General features: G+C 67.1%; 18 protein-coding genes. 14 read left to right on the top strand and 4 right to left on the bottom strand.

The window, feature by feature from the left end:
• The first annotated feature begins 10 nt into the window (after positions 1 to 10).
• From N0B28_RS12890 to N0B28_RS12855, 8 genes are read left to right on the top strand one after another with little or no spacing between them, the layout of a single operon-like run.
• Positions 11 to 1,246: an acyl-CoA dehydrogenase family protein gene (locus N0B28_RS12890; protein ID WP_104572449.1), complete on the top strand. Its 1,236-nt coding sequence runs from the start codon at positions 11 to 13 to the stop codon at positions 1,244 to 1,246.
• Positions 1,247 to 1,271: 25 nt separating this feature from the next.
• The gene (locus tag N0B28_RS12885) at positions 1,272 to 2,615 is read left to right on the top strand and encodes an LLM class flavin-dependent oxidoreductase (protein ID WP_054914522.1); all 1,344 of its coding nucleotides are present in this window, start codon (positions 1,272 to 1,274) and stop codon (positions 2,613 to 2,615) included.
• 22 nt (positions 2,616 to 2,637) lie between these two features.
• Positions 2,638 to 3,690, top strand: a complete 1,053-nt coding sequence (locus N0B28_RS12880; protein ID WP_078480993.1) for an NADP(H)-dependent aldo-keto reductase — start codon at positions 2,638 to 2,640, stop codon at positions 3,688 to 3,690.
• Positions 3,691 to 3,719: 29 nt separating this feature from the next.
• Positions 3,720 to 4,610 carry an ABC transporter permease gene (locus tag N0B28_RS12875; protein WP_063611979.1) on the top strand — a complete coding sequence of 297 codons (891 nt, stop codon included), beginning with the start codon at positions 3,720 to 3,722 and terminating at the stop codon, positions 4,608 to 4,610.
• On the top strand, positions 4,607 to 6,256 hold the full coding sequence (locus tag N0B28_RS12870; RefSeq protein WP_275732020.1) for an ABC transporter ATP-binding protein: 1,650 nt from the start codon (positions 4,607 to 4,609) through the stop codon (positions 6,254 to 6,256). The genes N0B28_RS12875 and N0B28_RS12870 overlap by 4 nt, the downstream gene beginning before the upstream one ends.
• A 3-nt stretch (positions 6,257 to 6,259) precedes the next feature.
• On the top strand, positions 6,260 to 8,098 hold the full coding sequence (locus N0B28_RS12865; protein WP_275732019.1) for an ABC transporter ATP-binding protein: 1,839 nt from the start codon (positions 6,260 to 6,262) through the stop codon (positions 8,096 to 8,098).
• 28 nt (positions 8,099 to 8,126) lie between these two features.
• Positions 8,127 to 9,347 carry an acyl-CoA dehydrogenase family protein gene (locus tag N0B28_RS12860; protein WP_043862769.1) on the top strand — a complete coding sequence of 407 codons (1,221 nt, stop codon included), beginning with the start codon at positions 8,127 to 8,129 and terminating at the stop codon, positions 9,345 to 9,347.
• Positions 9,348 to 9,353: 6 nt separating this feature from the next.
• Positions 9,354 to 10,763: an MFS transporter gene (locus tag N0B28_RS12855; RefSeq protein ID WP_238596448.1), complete on the top strand. Its 1,410-nt coding sequence runs from the start codon at positions 9,354 to 9,356 to the stop codon at positions 10,761 to 10,763.
• On the opposite strand, the gene N0B28_RS12850 is transcribed toward N0B28_RS12855, so the two are convergent.
• Both N0B28_RS12850 and N0B28_RS12845 read right to left on the bottom strand, forming a co-directional pair.
• On the bottom strand, positions 10,764 to 11,864 hold the full coding sequence (locus N0B28_RS12850; RefSeq protein WP_043862771.1) for a sigma-54 dependent transcriptional regulator: 1,101 nt from the start codon (positions 11,862 to 11,864) through the stop codon (positions 10,764 to 10,766).
• A gap of 10 nt (positions 11,865 to 11,874) precedes the next feature.
• On the bottom strand, positions 11,875 to 13,062 hold the full coding sequence (locus N0B28_RS12845; RefSeq protein ID WP_043862772.1) for an acyl-CoA dehydrogenase family protein: 1,188 nt from the start codon (positions 13,060 to 13,062) through the stop codon (positions 11,875 to 11,877).
• A gap of 229 nt (positions 13,063 to 13,291) precedes the next feature.
• Here N0B28_RS12845 and N0B28_RS12840 point away from each other — a divergent pair, with 229 nt between their 5' ends.
• Positions 13,292 to 13,507, top strand: a complete 216-nt coding sequence (locus N0B28_RS12840; protein WP_043862773.1) for a TOBE domain-containing protein — start codon at positions 13,292 to 13,294, stop codon at positions 13,505 to 13,507.
• Positions 13,508 to 13,538: 31 nt separating this feature from the next.
• On the opposite strand, the gene N0B28_RS12835 is transcribed toward N0B28_RS12840, so the two are convergent.
• The gene (locus N0B28_RS12835; RefSeq protein WP_275732015.1) at positions 13,539 to 14,501 is read right to left on the bottom strand and encodes a site-specific integrase; all 963 of its coding nucleotides are present in this window, start codon (positions 14,499 to 14,501) and stop codon (positions 13,539 to 13,541) included.
• A gap of 177 nt (positions 14,502 to 14,678) precedes the next feature.
• Between N0B28_RS12835 and N0B28_RS12830 the strand changes: the two genes are divergently transcribed.
• Positions 14,679 to 15,701 carry a DNA-binding protein gene (locus N0B28_RS12830; protein ID WP_116054003.1) on the top strand — a complete coding sequence of 341 codons (1,023 nt, stop codon included), beginning with the start codon at positions 14,679 to 14,681 and terminating at the stop codon, positions 15,699 to 15,701.
• Positions 15,702 to 15,762: 61 nt separating this feature from the next.
• Here the strand turns inward: N0B28_RS12830 and N0B28_RS12825 are convergent, their stop codons facing one another.
• Positions 15,763 to 16,278, bottom strand: coding sequence for a GNAT family N-acetyltransferase (locus tag N0B28_RS12825; protein WP_058540185.1), 516 nt, complete (start codon positions 16,276 to 16,278; stop codon positions 15,763 to 15,765).
• Positions 16,279 to 16,462: 184 nt separating this feature from the next.
• Here N0B28_RS12825 and N0B28_RS12820 point away from each other — a divergent pair, with 184 nt between their 5' ends.
• Genes N0B28_RS12820 through argE form a run of 4 tightly spaced genes read left to right on the top strand, consistent with a single transcriptional unit; the run spans position 16,463 to position 20,024 of the window.
• On the top strand, positions 16,463 to 17,776 hold the full coding sequence (locus N0B28_RS12820; protein WP_255000942.1) for an NAD(P)/FAD-dependent oxidoreductase: 1,314 nt from the start codon (positions 16,463 to 16,465) through the stop codon (positions 17,774 to 17,776).
• Positions 17,776 to 18,186: a RidA family protein gene (locus N0B28_RS12815; protein WP_003182257.1), complete on the top strand. Its 411-nt coding sequence runs from the start codon at positions 17,776 to 17,778 to the stop codon at positions 18,184 to 18,186. Before N0B28_RS12820 ends, N0B28_RS12815 begins: the two co-directional genes overlap by 1 nt.
• Before the next feature lie 10 nt (positions 18,187 to 18,196).
• Positions 18,197 to 18,871, top strand: a complete 675-nt coding sequence (locus N0B28_RS12810; protein ID WP_043862778.1) for a DUF1028 domain-containing protein — start codon at positions 18,197 to 18,199, stop codon at positions 18,869 to 18,871.
• Entirely contained in the window at positions 18,864 to 20,024 is a 1,161-nt protein-coding gene (gene argE, locus N0B28_RS12805) for an acetylornithine deacetylase (RefSeq protein ID WP_043862779.1), read from the top strand. The genes N0B28_RS12810 and argE overlap by 8 nt, the downstream gene beginning before the upstream one ends.
• Positions 20,025 to 20,103: the final 79 nt, after the last annotated feature.

Below are 20,103 nucleotides of genomic sequence, written 5' to 3'. Positions count from 1 at the left end.
AGGACCTGTCATGACCCAATCCAATTCCTACACTGCGCTGCAGGCGCGCTTCAAGCCGCTGTTCGCACAGATCGGCGAGGGTGCGGTGGCGCGAGAACAGCAGCGCGAACTGGCTTTCGAGGCCGTGGCGTTGCTGCGCGATGCCGGCTTCACGGCGCTGCGCGTGCCCCAGGCGCATGGGGGGGGCGGCATCAGCCTGCCGGTGCTGTTTGGCCTGCTGATCGACCTGGCCGAGGCCGACTCCAACCTGCCGCAGATCGTGCGCGCGCACTTCGGTTTCGTCGAAGGGCGGCTCTCGGCCCGCGAACCGGCGTCCCAGGACTACTGGTTCGCCAAGGTGGTGGCCGGGCAGCTGTGGGGCGCGGCAATGGCCGAGCGCAGCGACAGCAGCACCAACTCGGTCAGCCTGGAGGCCGCCGAGGAGGGCTGGCGCCTGAACGGCGAGAAGTACTACTGCACCGGCACTATCTACGCCGACTGGGTGGCGGCCGTGGCCATGCACGACAAGGATTTCGTCAGCGTGGTGGTGGCAGTGGACGCCCCCGGCGTGACCCGTGAAGACGACTGGGACGGTTTCGGCCAGCGCCTGAGCGGCAGCGGCACCACACGCTTCGAGCAGGTGGCGGTGCCCGAGCAGCATGTGCTGCGCCGCTTCAAGCCCGGTGAGCTGCGCGCCGAGTCGTACATCTCGGCGTTCTACCAGCTGTTCCACCTCGCCACCCTGGCCGGCATCGCCCGCGCCGCGCTGCGTGATGCCACCGCCTTCGTCCAGGGCCGCACCCGCGCCTTCGGCGTGCCGGGCCAGTCCAGCCCCAAGGACGACCCGCTGGTGCAGCGGGTGATCGGACGCCTGTCGAGCCTGGCCTATGCCAGCGAAACCCTGGTGCTGGCTGCCGCCGAGGTACTCGAGCGGGTACACCAGGCCGAGCTGAACGACAGCGCCCAGGAAGCCGACTACGTCGAGGCCGATATCCGCACCTTCCAGGCCCAGCAGATCGTGCTGGAGCAGGTGCTGGAAGTCACCACCCTGCTGTTCGAGGTGGGCGGCGCGTCGGCCACCAGCCAGGCCCGGCGCCTGGACCGGCACTGGCGCAATGCGCGCACCCTGGCCTCGCACAACCCGGCGATCTACCGCGAGCGCGCGCTGGGCAACTACTACCTCAACGGCGTCAGCCCCGGTGCTGCCTGGCGTGCGCTGCATGCCCAGGACGGCACCACCGTGCGCGACGAAGCCAGCGCGGTGTAACCGCCTTCATTCAGGAGCAGCAGCCATGAGCCAGACCGCAAGACAGATGAGCATCGGCATGAACATCCTCGGCTTCGGCGCGCATGCCAGCGCCTGGCGCAAGGCCGAAGTACCGGCCAACGCCTACCTCGACGTCGAGTACTACCGCAATATCGCGCGCATTTCCGAGCGGGGGTGCCTGGACGCGATCTTCCTCGCCGACGGCCCGGCGCTGGCGGGCGACATCGCCCAGCACCCGGCCGGGCGCCTGGAACCGACCGTGCTGCTGACGGCCGTGGCCCTGGCCACCCGGCACATCGGGGTGATCGCCACCGCGTCCAGCAGCTACAACGACCCGTTCAACCTGGCGCGGCGCTTCAGCTCGCTGGACCACATCAGTGGCGGCCGGGCGGCCTGGAACGTGGTGACCAACGCCGGCGACGCCGCCGCGCAGAACTTCGGCCTGGCCGGTGCGCCGCGCCATGTGGACCGCTATGCGCGGGCCGACGAGTTCATCGACGTGACCCTCAAGCTGTGGGACAGCTGGGAGGACGACGCGATCATCGGCAACGCCGCCAGCGGCCAGTTCGCCGACCCGCACAAGGTGCACAGCATCGATTTCGTGGGCGAGCATTTTTCGGTCAAGGGGCCGCTCAACCTGCCGCGCTCGCCGCAAGGCCGGCCGGTGCTGGTACAGGCCGGCTCGTCCGAGGGCGGCAAGGCCCTGGGCTCGCGCTATGCCGACGCGATCTTCACCACCCAGACCACCTTGCCCGACGGCCAGGCGTTCTATCAGGAGATGAAACAGCGCGCACGCCAGTGGGGCCGCAACCCCGACCACCTGAAGATCATGCCGGGGCTGTCCACCGTGATCGCCAGCACCGAGGCCGAAGCCCGTGCGCGCTTCGATGAACTGAACGCCTACAGCGGCGAGGCGGGGCTGGTGCAGCAACTGGCGTTTCGCATCGGCCTGCCCCCCGACGAACTGGACCTGGACGCGCCGCTGCCGTGGGAGCGTATTGGCCCGGTCAGCGAATTCGAGCGCGGCTCGCACGGTTTTCTCGAAGCCCAGTTGAACCTGGCACGGCGCGAGAACCTGACCATCCGCGAACTGTCGCGGCGCATCCTGGTGGGCCACCGCCTGCTGGTGGGCACCCCGGAACAGGTCGCCGACACCCTGGAGCACTGGTTCCGCGCCGGCGCCGCCGATGGCTTCAACATCATGCCCGACATGTTCCCCTCGGGGGTCGAGGTGTTCGTCGACCAGGTGGTGCCGCTGCTGCAGCAGCGCGGGGTGTTCCGCCGTGAATACACCGGCAGCACCCTGCGCGACCACCTGGGCCTGCCGTACCCGGCCAGCCAGTACCAACGTGCGGCAGAGGCCGTCTGAACCGATTAGCGAGGCACACCCCATGAACTACCGCACACTGGGCAACAGCGACATCAAGGTCAGCGTCATCGGCCTGGGCACCATGACCTGGGGCCACCAGAACAGCGAGCAGGACGCCCACCAGCAGCTGGACCTGGCGCTGGACCACGGTGTCAACCTGGTCGACACCGCCGAGATGTACCCGACCCCGACCCATGCCGACACCTGGGGCAGCACCGAGCGCTTCATCGGCACCTGGCTGGCCCGGACCGGCCGGCGCAGCGATATCGTGCTGGCCAGCAAGATCGTCGGCCCCACGCGCAACCCCGGCAGCGGCACGCATATCCGCGATGGCCTCAGCCGCCACGACCGCGCCAACATCGTCGCCGCGCTGGACGGCAGCCTCAAGCGCCTGCAGACCGACCACCTGGACCTGTACCAGCTGCACTGGCCCGACCGCAGCACCAACTTCTTCGGCCAGCGCGAGTACCCGTATGTCGACGACCCGCAGGCCATTGCCATCGGCGAAACCCTGCAGGTGCTGGCCGAGCAGGTGCAGGCGGGCAAGGTCCGCCATATCGGCGTGTCCAACGAAACCCCGTGGGGGGTAGGGCAGTTCCTGCGCCAGGCCGAGGTGCTGGGGCTGCCGCGCATCGTCAGCATCCAGAACCCCTACAGCCTGCTCAACCGCCTGTACGAAGGCGGCCTGTCGGAATTCAGCCACCGCGAAGGGGTGGGCCTGCTGGCCTATTCGCCGCTGGCCTTCGGCGCGCTCACCGGCAAGTACCTGGGCGGCGCACGGCCTGAAGGTTCGCGCCTGTCGTCGGTGTACCGCACCTTCAACCGCTACGACAGTGCGTCGGCGCAGCAGGCCATTGCCGCCTACGTGGCACTGGCCCGCGAGCTGGACGTGAGCCCCGCGCAACTGGCTCTGGCTGCGGTGATCGGCAAGCCGTTCGTCAGCAGCGCCCTGACCGGGCAGACGAGCCTGGCGCAACTGCGCGAGAACATCGGCGCGCTTGAGCTGCAACTGAGCGGCGAGACCCTGGCGCGCATCGAGCAGATCCACGCGCACACCCCGAACCCGGCGCCCTGAGCCGCAACCCCTAGCCTGTGGAGGTGCCCATGGCGCCCATCAATCAAAGCGCGAGCGTCGGCCTGATTGCCGCCGAGCCGCTGTTCGTGGCCCGGCGGCGCAAGGTGCGGCGCTGGGCCATCCGCCCGGGCCTGGTGCTGGCCGGGCTGTTCGTGCTGCTGCTGGTGATTGCGGCCATCCAGCCGCACTGGCTGGTGGCGGGCGACCCGCTGGAGGCCAGTGCGCGCCAGGCGTTTCGTGCCCCCGACAGCCTGTACTGGCTGGGTACCGACGAAAACGGCCGCGACATCCTCACCCGGCTGGTGTACGCGGTGCGCCCGTCGCTGGTGCTGGGCCTGTCGGCCACCGCCATCGGCCTGCTGCTGGGCACCCTGTTCGGCCTGGCGGCGGGGCTCGGCCCGCGCTGGCTGGACGGTGCGGTGATGCGCGGGGTGGATGTGCTGCTGGCATTCCCCGACCTGCTGCTGGCCCTGGTGATCATCACCTTCTTCGGCCAGGGCCAGTTGAACACCATCATCGCCGTGGGCATCGCCAGCGTGCCGCGCTATGCACGCCTGGTGCGCGCACAGGCCCTGGTGGTGCGCGGTGCCGGCTATGTCGAGGCCGCCACCACCCTGGGCCTGGGCCGGCACGCGGTGATCCTGCGCCATGTACTGCCCAATGCGATCAAGCCGATCCTGATCCTGGCCACCATCGGCATCGGCGGCAACATCGTCTCGGGCGCGGCCCTGAGCTTTCTGGGCTTTGGCGCGCCGCCGCCGGAGCCGGAGTGGGGCGGCATGCTCGCCGTGGGCCGCAACTACCTGGCCAACGCTTGGTGGCTGGTGGCCTGGCCCGCCCTGGCAATCACATTGACCGTGGTCTCGATCAGTACGATCGGCCGCGAACTGCTGCGCCGCAGCGAAGGTAAACGCCCATGAGTCGCGCACCGCTTATCGATGTACAGGACCTGCACGTGCGCTTTGGCGCCCAGGCCGTGCCCACCCTCAAGGGCATCAGCTTCCAGCTGCACCAGGGCGAGTGCCTGGCGCTGGTGGGCGAGTCGGGCTCGGGCAAGAGTGTCACCTCACGCACGCTGGCCGGGCTGACCGGCGCCCATGCCCAGGTGCAGGCCAGCCGCCTGGACTTTGCCGGGCACGACCTGCGCGAGTTCGACGAGCGCACCTGGCGCCAGGTGCGCGGCGCGCAGATCGGCTTCGTGATGCAGGATGCCCTGGGCGCGCTGGACCCCTTGCGCCCGGTGGGCAAGGAGATCGCCGAGCCGCTGCAGCTGCATACCGGGCTCGACCGCGCGCAGCGCCAGGCCAGGGTGATCGAGCTGCTGCGCGCCGTCGGCGTGCCGCAGCCGGAACTGCGCGCCCGCCAGTACCCGTATCAACTGTCGGGCGGGCTGCGCCAGCGGGCGCTGATCGCCTCGGCCATCGCCTGCAACCCGCGCCTGTTGATTGCCGACGAGCCGACCACCGCGCTGGACGCCACGGTACAGGCGCAGGTGCTGAGCCTGCTCGAATCGCTGCGCGGCGAGAACACCGCGATGCTGATCGTGAGCCACGACCTGGCGGTGGTGTCGCGCCTGGCCAACCGCGTGGCGGTGATGCACAACGGCGTGATCGTCGAGCAGGGCAGCGTCGAGGCGGTGCTGCACGACCCGCAGCACCCCTACACGCAGTTTCTGCTGCGTGCCGGCCGGGCGGTGCACTTTCGGCGCACGCCGGGGGCAGCACGAACGCCGTTGGCCATCGTGGCGCCGCCCCAGGAGCCACCGCTGTTGCAGGTGCGCCAGCTGAGCAAGGCGTTCAAGGGCCCGGACGGGCAGCTGCGCACCGTGGTCAACCAGGTATCGCTGCAACTGCGCCGCGGCAAGACCCTGGGCATCGTCGGCGAGTCGGGCTCGGGCAAGACCACCCTGACGCGCATGATCCTTGGCCTGGAAACCCCCGACAGCGGCGATATCCAGATCAAGGGCCAGCCCTGGCTGAAGCTTTCCGAGGCGCACAAGCGTCAGTTGCGGCGCAGCATCCAGGTGGTGTTCCAGGACCCGCTGAGCTCCTTCGACCCACGCTACAACGTGCAGCGCGTGCTGTTCGAGGCGCTGGAGGTGGCCGGGCACAAGCGCGCCGACTGGCGCAGGCGAGCCGAAGAACTGCTGGGCCTGGTACGCCTGGACGCGGCGCTGCTCGACCGGCGGCCCATCGAGCTGTCGGGCGGGCAGCGCCAGCGCATCGCGATTGCCCGTGCGCTGGCCGCCGGGCCGCAGATTCTGGTGTGCGACGAGCCGGTGTCGGCGCTGGACGTGTCGGTGCAGGCGCAGATCCTCGAACTGCTCGACGACCTCAAGCAGCGCCTGGGCCTGGCGTGCCTGTTCATCTCCCACGACCTGGGGGTGATCAACCAGGTCAGCGACGAGGTACTGGTGATGAAGGACGGCGTGGCGGTGGAGAGCGGGGCGGTGCGCGACGTGTTCGACCACCCGCAGCATCCCTACACCCTGGCCTTGCTGGAGGCCATTCCGCACCTGGAAAGCCGCCGCCGTACCTCGTTCGAATTCCTCAAGTTGGCGATCTGAACCATGAGCCTGCATTTCTCGACCCGCCACACGCCGCGACGACGGCTGCACCACTGGAAGATCGACCACCTGCCGGACACGCCGCTGGCCTTCGTGCGCCTGTGCATCGGCAATTACAAGGTCTGGTACTCAAGCATCCTGCTGTTGCAGTGCATCGCCGTGGTCAGCGCGGTGCTGATCCCCTGGGCGCTGGGCCTGATCACCCGGCAGGTGACCGAGGCCGCCTCGGTGCACGCCGCGCTGCCGGGGCTGGTGGCGCCCCTGAGCCTGTTCGGCACGCTGCTGGTGCTGGAACTGCTGAGCGCCCGCAGCGCCGCCGCCTGCCACATCAAGGTGCTGCCGCTGCAACGGCGCACCGTGACCCATGCCTTGTTCGCCTACCTGCAACGCCACTCCCAGCGCTTTGTCAGCAGCGAGTTCGCCGGGGCGCTGGCGCACCGCATCGCCGAGGTGGCGCTGGGGGTCAACCAGACCCTGGGCATCCTGCTGTTCGACATGCTCGGCCTGGCGCTGACCCTGAGCCTGGCCACCGCCTTGCTGTGGAGCGCCTCGGGCCTGCTGGCCGCGTTCATGCTCGGCTGGTCGCTGCTGTTCATTGGCATTTGCTATGTCCTGGCGCGGCGCAGCCACCCGCTGGCACAGCAGTATTCGGCGGCGCGCAGCACCAGCAACGGCAAGGTGGTGGTCGCGGTGAGCAACCTCACCAACATCCGCCTGTTCGCCCGCCAGCCGTTCGAGCACGGCTACCTGGGGCACTACCTTGACCGCGAGGTGGACGCGGCCTACCGCTCGTTCTGGTACATGGAGAAGATCCGCTGGTTCCAGTCGGCCGGCGGCGTGGCCCTCAAGCTGGGCATGCTGGGGCTTGCGCTGCAGCAGTGGTACGTGGGGCGCATCGACATCGCCACCTTCGTCATGGCCACCAGCCTGTCGCTGCTGATCATCAATGACGTGAGCAACCTGTCGCGGCGCTTTCTGGAGTTCTTCGAGGCCACCGGCAACATCGCCAACGGCGTGCGCACCCTGGTGCGGCCCCACGAGGTGGTGGACCTTCCCGGCGCACGGGCGCTGCCGCCAGTGCGCGGCGACATCGAGTTTCGCGACGTGAGCTTCGGCTATGCGCCCGACAAGCCGATCTTCCAGCACCTGAACCTGGTGATCCCGGCGGGGCAGACCGTGGGCCTGGTGGGCACCTCGGGCTCGGGCAAGTCGAGCCTGCTCAACCTGCTGCTGCGCCTGTACGACGTCAACAGCGGCCAGGTGCTGGTGGATGGACGCGATGTGCGCGAAGTGACCCAGCATTCGCTGCACCAGCAGATCGGCCTGATCCCCCAGGAACCTGGTCTGTTCCACCGCAGCATCGGCGAGAACATCCACTACGGGCGCCTGGAGGCCAGCTTCGAGGACGTGGTGCATGCCAGCCGCCGCGCCGGCGCCGACGACTTCATCGACAGCATGGAACACGGCTATGACTCGCTGGTGGGCGAGCGCGGGGTCAAGTTGTCGGGTGGCCAGCGCCAGCGCATCGCGATTGCCCGGGTGCTGCTCAAGAACGCCCCGATCCTGGTGATGGACGAAGCCACCTCCAGCCTGGACTCGCTCACCGAGCGTTTCATCCAGGAAAAACTCGACGAAATCATGCGCGGCAAGACCGTGCTGGTGGTCGCGCACCGCTTGTCCACGGTGGCGCACCTGGACCGCATCCTGGTGTTCGACAAGGGCCGCTTGATCGAGGACGGCAGCCATGCACAGCTGCTGCGCCAGCGCGGCCAGTACCACCGGTTGTGGAGTCGCCAGGCCGCTGGCCAGGTCGACGAAACACCCGCTACCGAATCTGCCTGAGAGTTTTCAAACGCCCAAGGAGGCGCCCATGCCGCATTTGTCCGAAGTCCCCAAACACGCCCCCCAACACGCACTGACCAGCGTTGCGCACCTGCATCAACGCCTGGATGCCTTGCTTCCCGAGATTGCGGCCGGTGCAGCCGAGCGTGAACGTGAGCGCCAGCTGCCGTATGACGCCATACGCCAGCTGGCCGCCGCAGGGCTCTATACCGTGCGCATCCCGCTCGCCTACGGTGGCCCCGGCGGCTCGGTGAGCGACGTGATCGGCCTGCTGCTACGGGTGGCCTCGGTGGACTCCAATGTGGCCCAGGCCCTGCGCCCGGGCTTTGCCTTCGTCGAAGGGCTGCTGGCCGCCGACCACAGCGGTGCAGAGCAGGAGCGCCAGCGCTGGTTCGCACGCTACCTGGACGGCGCCGTGCTGGGCAACGCAGGCTGGGAGGTGGGCGGCGCCAATGGCGCGATCAGCGCACGCATCGTGCCCGATGGCGAGCACTTTCGCGTCAGCGGCAGCAAGTACTACAGCACGGGCGCGCTGTACGCCGACTGGGTCAGCGCCGTGGCGCTGGACGAACAGGACAGGCCGGTGTCGTTCGTGCTGCCGCGCGATCGCCTGGGCCTGGAGCTGGTGGACGACTTCGACGCCATGGGCCAGCGCCTGACCGCCAGTGGCACCACGCGCCTGAACGATGTGCAGGTGCTGGCCAGCGAGATTCGTCCGCGCACCGTGGAGGAGGGCAAGCGCACCATCGTCACCCCGTTTCTGCAGTTGTTCCTCGCCACCGTGGAGGCCGGCATCGCGCGCAATGCCCAGGAGGATGCAGTGCGCTTTGCCCGCGAGCATGCGCGACCGATCAAGCACAGCAGCGCCAGCCAGTCGGTGGACGACCCCTATGTGCAACTGAGCGTGGGCGAAGTGGCCGCGCGCGCCTTCACCGCCGAAGCGGTGGTGCTCAAGGCTGCAGCGGTGATCGACCGCGCCTGGGCCCTGCAACTGGACCCGCAGGCGGTGGATCAGGCCGCCATCGACGTGGCGCAGGCCCAGTACATTGCCGCCGAATCGGCGCTGCGGGCCGCCGAGCTGCTGTTCGATGTGGGCGGTGCGTCCACCACCGGGCGCAGCCACAACCTCGACCGGCACTGGCGCAACGCGCGTACGGTGGCCAACCACAACCCGCGCCACTGGAAGGCCTCGGCGGTCGGCACCTGGTACCTCAAGGGCACGCCGCCGCCGACCTCGGGGCTGTTCTGAGTGACCATGGCCGAACCCCTGCCGGCCTTGCGGCCGGTTTCGCGCAAGGTGCCGATGATCATCGGCTGCGCGCTGTGCATGGAACTGATCGACTCCACCGTGGTGATGACGGCCTTGCCGCAGATGGCCAGCGACTTCGGCGCGCCGAGCGTGCGCATGAACCTGGTGGTGTCGCTGTACATGCTGGCCGCCGCGCTGTGCGTGCCGGTCAGTGGCTGGGCCGCCGACCGCTTCGGCCCACGACGGCTGTTCGTGGTGGCGATCGTGCTGTTCATCGTGTCGTCGCTGGCCTGCGCGGCCTCCACCTCGCTGCTGCAGCTGTGCCTGGCGCGCATGCTGCAAGGCGCGGCGGGGGCGATGATGGTGCCGGTGGGGCAGGTGATCCTGCTGCGCTGGTCGCCGCGCGAAGACCTGATGCGCAACCTGTCGTACCTGACCATTCCGGCGCTGATCGGGCCGATGATCGGGCCGCCGCTGGGCGGGCTGATGGTGACGTTCGTGTCGTGGCACTGGATCTTCCTGATCAACCTGCCCATCGGCCTGGTGGGCATCGTGCTGGTGCTGCGCCATGTACCGCATTATCCCGGGGTTCGTGCGCGGGCGCTGGATGTGCGCGGGCTGCTGCTCAGCGGCACCGCGCTGGGGGCGCTGGTGTTCGGTTTCGAGGCGCTGGGCCACGGCCTGCTGCCGCGAGCGTGGGTGGCGGTGATGATCGCGGCGGGGCTGCTGTGCGGCGCGTGGTACATCCGCCATGCACGGCGCTGCGCCGAACCGCTGCTGGACTTGTCGCTGCTGCGCATTCCCAGCTACCGCATCAGCTTCTGGGGCGGCAACCTGCTGCGCCTGGGCACCTCGTCTGGCCCGTTCCTGCTGGTGCTGATGTTTCAGCTGTGCTTTGGCCTGAGCCCGCTGCATGCGGGGCTGCTGACCCTGGCGGGTGGCGCGGGGGCGTTTCTGATGAAGCTGCTGGCAGTGCGCGTGGTGCGCCGCTTCGGCATCCGTCGCACGCTCACCGGCAATGCGCTGCTCACCGGGCTGACCCTGGGGGCCTGTGCCAGCTTTACCAGCGATACGCCGTACTGGGTAATCGTGCTGATGCTGTTCGCCAGCGCAGTGATCCGTTCGCTGCAGTTCAGCACCCTGGGCGCGCTGACCTATGCGGATGTACCGGCGGCGCTGAGCAGCCGGGCCAGCAGCCTGTCGGCGATGACGGTGCAGTTGAGCATGAGCCTGTCGGTGGGGCTGGCCGCCTCGCTGCTGGGGGTGCTGATGAACCTGCGCGGGCACGCCACCCCCGTCACCAGCGACGTGGCCTGGGTGATGCTGCTGTGCGGGCTGGCGTGCATGGCCTCGGCACTGGTGTTCCGGCGCCTGGCAGCAGACGCCGGCAATGCGGTGTATGCCGCGCGTGGCTGATCAGATCGACAGGTTGAGCACCCGCTCGCCCTGGGTGGCGCCGGTGGGCCGGCGGCGATTGACCGCCAGTTCGCCGATCTTGATCAGGCGGGTACGCGTGACATTGCGGGTCAGGCCCAGCAGGTTGGCGGTGTGCACCTGATTGTAGTGGCTGAAGCGGTAGGCCGCGCGCAACAGCGCGTCCTCGACCTGTTCGTGCAACGCGCCGGCCTGTTCCTCGAAGAGTTTCTGGAAGGCCCTTTCGAGCAGCGCCTGGGCCGAGTCGTCCTGGCTGGGGCTGTCGTCCTGGCGTTCGATGCGCATGTTCGACAGGCGCAGGTCGTCGTGCTCGATCAGGCCGTCGCGGCAGATCAGCAGGGTGTGGTGGATGACGTTTTCCAGCTCGCGGATGTTGCCCGGCCAGCCGTAGGTGCGCAGCTTGTGCTCGGCCTGGGCGCTCAGGCGCACCTGGCCGTAGCCCAGGCGCTGGCTGTAGGCATCGATGAAGTGGCGGGTCAGCGGCAGGATGTCGCCGGGGCGTTCGCGCAGCGGCACCAGCTCCAGGCTGACCACGTCCAGACGGTAATAGAGGTCTTCGCGAAAGTGCCCGGCATTGATCGCCTTTTCCAGCTGCACGTTGGTGGCGGCCAGTACCCGCACATCGATGGGAATGCTCTTGCGCGAGCCCAGGCGCACCACTTCGCGCTCCTGCAGCACGCGCAGCAGCTTGACCTGGATCGGCATCGGCAGGTCGCCGATCTCGTCGAGGAACAGGGTGCCGCCGTTGGCCTCTTCGAACCAGCCGGCCTTGGCCGCCAGGGCGCCGGTGAAGGCGCCTTTCTCGTGGCCGAACAGCTCGGCCTCGACCAGCGATTCGGAAAACGCGCCGCAGTTGACGGCCACGAACGGCTTGTCACGTCGCCCGCTGAGGTTGTGAATGTGGCGCGCCACCAGCTCTTTGCCGGTACCGGTCTCGCCGATGATCAGCACGCTGGCTTCGCTGGGCGCCACCTGTTGCAGATGCGCCAGCAGCGCACGTGACTTGGGGTCTTCGAACACCTGCGCGGTGGCGCGGATCGAGGTGGCCAACGCGGGCGAGGGCGGTAGGGTCAACAATTGCATGGCAGTCACACTATGAATAGAACGTCGGAATCGGCAGGCGCTGGTTCAAGGCCCAGTCGCCCAGTTCGTGGAGTTTGTAATCCAGCGGGTCGTGCAGGCTCTGGGTGCGCAGGTTGCGCCAGTGCCGGTCGAGCCCCACCGAGGCCTGCGTGGCGCGGGCGCCGGTGACCTCGAAGACCTTGCTGCACAGCTCCAGGCCGTCGCGGCTGGCCGCCACCTTGGCGGTGGCGATGGCCACCGCCACGCGGCCGCGCTGGTCTGCGCCGAGCGCGGCGCCCTTGGCCCAGGCCCGGTCGAGTTCGCCGGCGGCGTTGTCGAGCAGCAGCCGGGCGCCTTGCAGGCGTACCCAGAAGTCGCCGAAGTGGCCCAGTACATAAGGATCGTCGCGGCTATCAAGGGCTGTGGACTTGAACCAGGGCCGGGTCTCGTTGAGGGTGTACTGGCGCGCTTCTTCGAAGGCGCCTTCGGCGATGCCCAGGCAGATGTTGGCGAAATGCAGCTGGGCGATCAGCGGCCGCAGGCAGGCGAACGGCGTGCTCAGCGGGCCGGGGTCGAGCAGCAGGTCGCCTTCTTCCACGCGCACCCGTTCGAAGGTGGCGCTGCCGCTGTCGGTCTGGCGCTGGCCCATGTTGTGCCAGTCGTCGTGCAGGGTGATGCCGGTGCGACCGCTGGGTATCGCGGCAATCAGCAGCTTGCCCCCGGCAGCCTCGTCCACGGCCGAGGCAATCAGCATTTGTGAATCGCTGGCGCCCGAGCAGAAGCTCTTCTTGCCGGAGAATTCACGCCAGCTGCCGTGGTGCTTGACGATGGTGCGGGTGTCGAGGGGGTTGAGGGCATTGCCCCAGAACCAGTTCTTGCGCGCCGTCAGCTCGTACCAGGGCTGCCATTGCGAAGGTGCGCCGAACAGACGCACGGTGGCCAGCATCAGGTGGTGAAAGCCGAACACATGGGCAATCGAGCTGTCGACCCGGGCGAATTCGCGCACCACATCGAAGGTCTGGCTCCAGGTGGCGTTCAGCCCGCCGAACTCGCGGGGGATGCTCAGGGCCAGCAGGCCGCTGGCACGCAGGGCATCGCGTTCGGCCTTGGGCGTGCCGCCCTTGCGGTCGCGCTCTACCACGCTGCGGCTGAATGTCTGGGCCAGGTCGCGGGCAATCTGCAGCGGGGTCGATCGAGGGGTATGCAACGTGGCGCTCACGCGGGTTACCTGTGCAAAAAGGTTCGGGCCTCAAGGCCGGGCCCTGTCGATGCTAAATGATCTAAAAAACCTTAAATAAATAACGTTTAGGAATGTTGATATACAGCTTTTCATATTCCATACGGATCTATATTTGTCGTTATTTATTCTTTTTGATTTTTATCTTTGCGGTGCACTCTGCATTCACGCACTGCAACGACGGTGCTCCCAACTGCTAAGGAGCCACACCATGACCATCAAGGCGATCAACGTACGTAACCAGTTCAAGGGCACCATCAAGGAGATCATCGAGGGGCCGGTGGTCTCGGAAATCGACGTGCAGACCCAGGCCGGCATCGTCACCTCGGTGATCACCACGCGGTCGGTGCATGAGCTGGAACTGAGGATTGGCAGCGAGGTGATCGCGTTCGTGAAGTCGACCGAGGTGTCGATCGCGAAGCTGTGAGAGGGGTGTGACGGTGAGCGCCGGGTGGCCCTCACCGCGACGCTCGGTCGGCTGTCAGCACGTCCCTTCTGGCCGGCAACACTTCCAGCTCCCCGAACGACACCGACGCATCCACGTAGCGCAGCGCCGATTTCACGTCGCGCCAGCCCACGTGGGCCATCAGCGCTTTCATGTCCCAGCCATTGCCACTGGCCCAGGTGGCAAAGCCACGACGCAGCGAGTGGCTGCTGTAGAGGCTGGCGGGTAGCCCGGCATCTGCAAAAATCCGCCTCAGCAGCACGATCAGGCTGCCACTGTTGAGCGCCTGCTCGCCCAGGTTGCCCCAGCGATCGAGCTTGCGAAACACCGGCCCGCGGGCGATGCCCGCCACGCTGATCCAGTCGATGTAGGCCTGTACCGGACACAGGCTCTTCAGGGCAGGGGTGCGATGACTGACTCCGCGGCCCTGCCGGTCCCCTTTGCTTTGCGCCAGGTACAGCTGCATGCCCACGCCCGCCTGGGCCTGAATGTGCTCAACGCGCAGGCGCGCCAGTTCATCGCCCCTGAACCCTCGCCAGAACCCGATCAGCAGCAGGGCGACATCGCGCCGTGCGCGCAGCAGCTCGGGCAGGCAGTGCGCCTGTTGCGCCTGTGCGGCCTTGGTGTGCAGTGCGTCGACCGTGCGCTGCAGGTGTTCCAGGGTCAGGGCGGCTGCCTGGCGCTCCTGCGCCGGGTGCACCGCGCGTATGCCCTTGAGCATCTGGCGCACCAGCGGCGCCTTGGTGGGGTCGGGAAAGCCCTGGCTGGTGTGCCACTGGCCCAGCGCAGCCAGGCGCTGGCGCAAGGTGTTGATCGAGTGCTGCTCGGCGTAATCGGCCAGGTAGCGCGCGATGCTGTCGGCCGTGGCCGGTAGAAAGCCACCCCAGCTCACCTCGAAATGCTCCACGGCCGCGCGGTAGCTGCGCCGCGTGTTGTCCCTTACGGCTGCGTCCAGGTAGCGATCGAGCTTGTTCATCGGCAGGTTCTCCATCGGTGTACGGCTGAGCTACTGAAACCGGGCGTTTTTTGCCTATCACATGTGATAAGCCGTGATTATTTCATCTTTTATTCTGATTTCTATAGGCATTTTTTCAATTTCATTTAGTATGTATCTACATAGTACGTACCACATTACGAAATAGTAGGAGCACCCATGGCCCGTGGCGGTATCAACAAGGCAATCGTGCAGAAGGCGCGTCAGGCGCTATTGGCCCGTGGCGAACACCCCAGTATCGATGCCGTACGCATCGAGCTGGGCAACACCGGGTCCAAGACCACGATTCACCGCTACCTCAAGGAGCTGGACGCGCAGCAACCGACACTGGCGGCGGACAAGCCGGGCATGAGCGAAGCCCTGGCCAACCTGGTCAGTCAGTTGGCCCAGCAACTGGTGGAGGAGGGCGACGCACGTATCGAAGCGGCGCAGAACGTGTTCGACCATGAAAAGGCGGCCTTGCAGGGCGAACTGCAGGCGATCCAGCAGGCGCTGGCGACCCTGCAGCAGCAACACCAGATTCAGGCCGAGGCGCTGGCGGGTGAGTCGGCGCAGCTGGCCACGACCCGCAGTACCCTGCAGACCGAGCAGACGCGCAATGCCACCTTGAATCAGGCGGTAGGTGAGTTGAACCTGCGCCTGAACGACAAGGACGAGCAGATCCAGTCGCTGGAAGACAAGCACCAGCATGCCCGCGATGCGCTGGAGCATTACCGCACCGCCACCCGTGAGCAGCGCGAGCAGGATCAGCGCCGGCATGAGGCGCAGGTACAGCAGTTGCAGGTCGAGGTGCGTCAGTTGCAGCAGAGCCTGATCGTCAAGCAGGACGAACTGACGCGGCTCAACCGCGACAACGAGCGCTTGCTGGTGGAGGCGCGGCAGGTGCAGCGTGAGCGGCAGGCGCTGCAGGACCAGCAGGCGCAACAGGCACAGGAGATCAAGACCTTGATGGCCAGCCTGGCGCAGTCGTTGGGTGCGCGGGAGGAGCTGCTGCGGCAGAACCAGGTGCTGGGGCAGCAGGTGGAGCAGGGGGCGGGTGAACAACGCCAGCAACAGCAGGTGATCGAGCAATTGCAGGCGCAGGTCGAGCAGCGCGATGCAGAGCTGGAGGCCTTGAAGGCAAAGGAGCAAGCCTCAGACCAAGCTGAAGCCGAGCAGACAGGGCTGCCGACTCACCCCTGACAGGGCAGGGTGCGTTGTAGCGAATCTAGGAGCCGGCCTTGCCGGCGTCTTGGGGCGCCAGCTAGTCGCGCAATGACAAGCGCATCGCACACCGCCCCTGCAACCCTCGCGAAGCCTCGTACGCCATCTGCCGGCGCAACATACCGCTTAACGACGCCTCTTCCAGTCTCTCGAAACCCAACCGTGCATAAAACGGTGCATTCCACGGCACCGCCACAAAGGTGGTGAGGGTCAGGGCCGCGAAGCCCTGGGCCTCGGCATGCGCGCGCACGGCCGCAATCAATCGCCGACCCAGGCCCTGGCCTTGCTGCGCATGATCCACCGCCAGCTCTTCTATGTGCAGCGACTCATCGAACGCGCTGGCACACACGAACCCAATTGGGCGGTCCCGCCCATCCACCACCACCCACTCGAGCCCGGCAGCCACGAACTCCAGGTGCTCGACGCTGCTGAGCACCGTGTGCTCGGCAATCCACGCCAGTGCCGGCACTTGCACAAAGGCCTGGGCCGCAGAGCGCTCTATGTCAGGCAGCAGGGGAGCATCGGTAGGGGTCGCCAGGCGAATGGAAAAGGACATCGGGCACGCTCTGCAATGGGAACCCACGCAGTCTGTGCAAAGCACCAGGGTTGTGCAAGCGCCCCCGGCATGGGCAATACGGGGGCACGCTTTTTCCTTGCCAGTGGCGACATAAATCATAATTTCGCTAATACCCGGCGGCGCACAGAATGCGGGCAACCCCCTCATGCAGAAGCGCACAGCCATGACCGTTGAAAAAACCCGAATTGATACGCTTGTAGTAGGCGCCGGTCAGGCCGGCGTGGCCATGAGTGAGCACCTGGGCCGCCTCGGGGTGCAGCACCTGGTGCTGGAACGCAACCGCATCGCCGAAGCCTGGCGCACCGGTCGCTGGGACTCGCTGGTGGCCAACGGCCCGGCCTGGCACGACCGCTTCCCGGGCCTGGAATTCGAAGGCCTGGATGCCGACGCCTTCGCCGGCAAGGATCAGGTGGCGGCCTACTTCGAGACCTATGCCAAGAAGATCGACGCGCCCATTCGTACCGGTGTCGAAGTGCTCAAGGTCGAACGCAACGAAGGTCGCTCGGGCTTTACGGTGCAGACCTCCATGGGCCTGATCGAGGCCAACCAGGTGGTGGTGGCCACCGGGCCGTTCCAGCGCCCGGTGATCCCGCCCATCGCTCCGCAGCTTCCCGGCATTACCCAGCTGCATTCGGCCGACTACCACAACCCCCGGCAATTGCCCGAAGGCGCGGTGCTGGTGGTGGGCGCGGGCTCCTCGGGTGTGCAGATCGCCGATGAACTGCAGCGCGCCGGCAAGCAGGTGTACCTGTCGGTGGGCGCGCACGATCGCCCGCCACGCGCCTACCGCAATCGCGACTTCTGCTGGTGGCTGGGGGTGCTCGGCCTGTGGGACGCCGAAGGCGTGCAGCCCGGCAAGGAGCACGTGACCATCGCGGTCAGCGGTGCCCGTGGCGGACATACCGTGGACTTTCGCAAGCTGGCCCACCAGGGCATCACGCTGGTGGGCCTGACCCGCGCATTCGATCAAGGTGTGGTCAGCTTCGAGGCCAACCTGGCCGAGAACATCGCCCGCGGCGACGAGAACTACCTGGCGCTGCTCGATGCCGCCGACGACTACATTGCACGCAACGGCCTGGACCTGCCCGAAGAACCCGAAGCACGCCACATGCTGCCCGACCCGCAGTGCCTGACCCAGCCGATTCTTGAGCTGGACCTGGCCAAGGCCGGTGTCAGCTCGATCATCTGGGCCACCGGCTACTCGACCGACTACAGCTGGCTGAAGGTCGATGCCTTCAAGCCCGACGGCAAGCCACAGCATCAGCGCGGTGTGTCCCGCGAACCGGGGATCTATTTCGTCGGCCTGCCGTGGCTGTCGCGCCGTGGCTCCGCCTTTATCTGGGGCGTGTGGCACGACGCCCGGCACATCGCCGAGCACATCGTGAAACAGCGCACCTATTTCGACTACCGCGACGCCGCGCAACGCGAGGCTGCCGCCCACTGTGATTCCAACGTCCAGAAACTGGGAGTACGTTGATGCCTACCCATACCCGCATCCGCATGTTCAACACCAAGGATACCTACCCCAACCAGACCCTGGACAACGATCTGTGCCAGGCCGTGCGTGCCGGCAACACGGTCTACGTGCGTGGCCAGGTGGGCACCGATTTCGACGGCCAACTCGTCGGCCTTGGCGACCCGCGGGCCCAGGCCGAACAGGCCATGCGCAACGTCAAGCAACTGCTCGAAGAAGCCGGCAGCGACCTGAGCCACATCGTCAAGACCACCACCTACCTGATCGACCCGCGCTACCGCGAGCCGGTGTACCAGGAGGTCGGCAAATGGCTCAAGGGCGTGTTTCCGATTTCCACCGGGCTGGTGGTCAGTGCCCTGGGCCAACCGCAGTGGCTGATGGAAATCGACGTGATCGCGGTGATCCCCGAATAAGGAGCGGCACATGACTTTTTCTATCGTCGGACGCTGCGCCGAAACCGGTCAGCTGGGTATCGCCATCAGCTCGTCGAGCATCGCCGTGGGGGCGCGTTGCCCCTGGCTGCGCGCCGGCGTGGGCGCGGTGTCGAGCCAGAACATCACGTTGCCGGCGCTGGGCCCGCAGATACTCGATGGCCTGGCCGACGGGCTGGCCCCCGCCACGGCCCTGGACCAGGCGCTGTCGAGCAATGGCTATGGCCAGTACCGTCAGGTAGCGGTGGTGGATGCCCAGGGGCGCACCGCACTCTTCAGTGGCAGCCACGCACTGGGCACCCACAATGCAGTGGCAGGCGATCAATGCGTGGCCGCCGGCAACCTGCTGGCCAGCAGCGCGGTGATCGAACGCATGGTCGAGGCCTTCGAGCGCAGCGAGGGCTGCCTGGCCGCCCGGTTGCTCACGGCATTGCAGGCGGGGCAGGCCGCAGGCGGCGAGGCCGGGGCGGTGCACTCGGCGGCACTGTCGGTGGTCGGCGACCTGACCTGGCCGATCGTCGACCTGCGGGTGGACTGGGCCGACGAGAATCCCATCGGCGAACTGCACAAACTGTGGACCGCCTATGAACCCCAGTTGCAGGACTACCTGACCCGCGCCCTGGACCCGACGCAGGCGCCCAGCTACGGAGTGCCCGGCGATGAGTGAATGGCGCAGCCGCACCCTGCTGGCGCAGCTGGTCGGCTTTGCCACGGTGAGCCGGGATTCGAACCTGGCGCTGATCGAGTTCGTGCGCGATTACCTGGACGATCTGGGGGTGGACTGCGAGCTGATCTACAACGCCGAACGCACCAAGGCCAACCTGCTGGCCAGCATCGGCCCGGGGGTGGAGGGCGGCGTGGTGCTGTCCGGACACACCGATGTGGTGCCGGTGGACGGCCAGGCCTGGACGGTGCCGCCGTTCGACCTGAGCGAGCAGGACGGCAAGCTGTACGGCCGGGGCACTGCCGACATGAAAGGCTACCTGGCCTCGGTGCTGGCGGCGGTGCCGCTGTTTCTGGCAAGCCCGTTGCGCCGCCCGGTACACCTGGCGTTTTCGTATGACGAAGAGGTGGGTTGCCTGGGGGTACGCAGCCTGCTCGAGGTGTTGCCACGGCGTATCCCGATGCCGGCGCTGTGCCTGATCGGCGAACCCACCGAACTCAAGCCGGTGCTCGGGCACAAGGGCAAGCTGGCCATGCGCTGCCATGTGCACGGCGCGGCCTGTCATTCGGCCTACGCGCCCTATGGCGTCAACGCCATCGAGCAGGCGGCGCGGCTGATCGGCCAGCTGGGCGCAATCGGTACGCGCCTGGCGGCGCCGGAGCTTCACGACGAACGATTTGACCCGGCATTTTCGACCGTGCAGGTGGGCACGATCCAGGGCGGCACGGCGCTGAACATCGTGCCGGCCGATTGCCGTTTCGATTTCGAGGTGCGGGCGCTGCCGGCGTTCGCCCCGCAAGCGGTGGCCGATGAATTGCAGGCGTTTGCCGCGCGTGAAGTAGTGCCGGCGATGCAGGCGGTCAATGCCGACAGCGGCATTCGTTTCGAAGCACTGTCGAGCTACCCGGGGCTTGCCACGCCACCGGACAGCGCGGCGGCGCAGCTGATTGCCCGGCTGTGCGGCAGCGATGCCTTCAGCACGGTGGCCTTTGGCACCGAAGGCGGGCTGTTCGACCAGGCCGGGATACCGGCGGTGGTCTGCGGGCCGGGCAGCATGGACCAGGGACACAAGCCGGACGAATACGTCAGCGTCGAACAGCTGGCTGGTTGTGACCGGTTGATGGAGCGTCTGGCGGCGTTTTTGAGCGAGACATAACACACAGATCGGCATACGAGCCGGCCAACGTTGCACCTTTTACTGCCGTAGAGCAGGACGACCGTACCCGCGGTCGCCT

It is taken from the genome of Pseudomonas sp. SD17-1, from assembly GCF_029201585.1.
GTDB lineage: Bacteria > Pseudomonadota > Gammaproteobacteria > Pseudomonadales > Pseudomonadaceae > Aquipseudomonas > Aquipseudomonas palmensis.
Note: the sequence above shows the minus strand (reverse complement) of the source record. Positions and strands in the feature narration are given on the sequence as shown.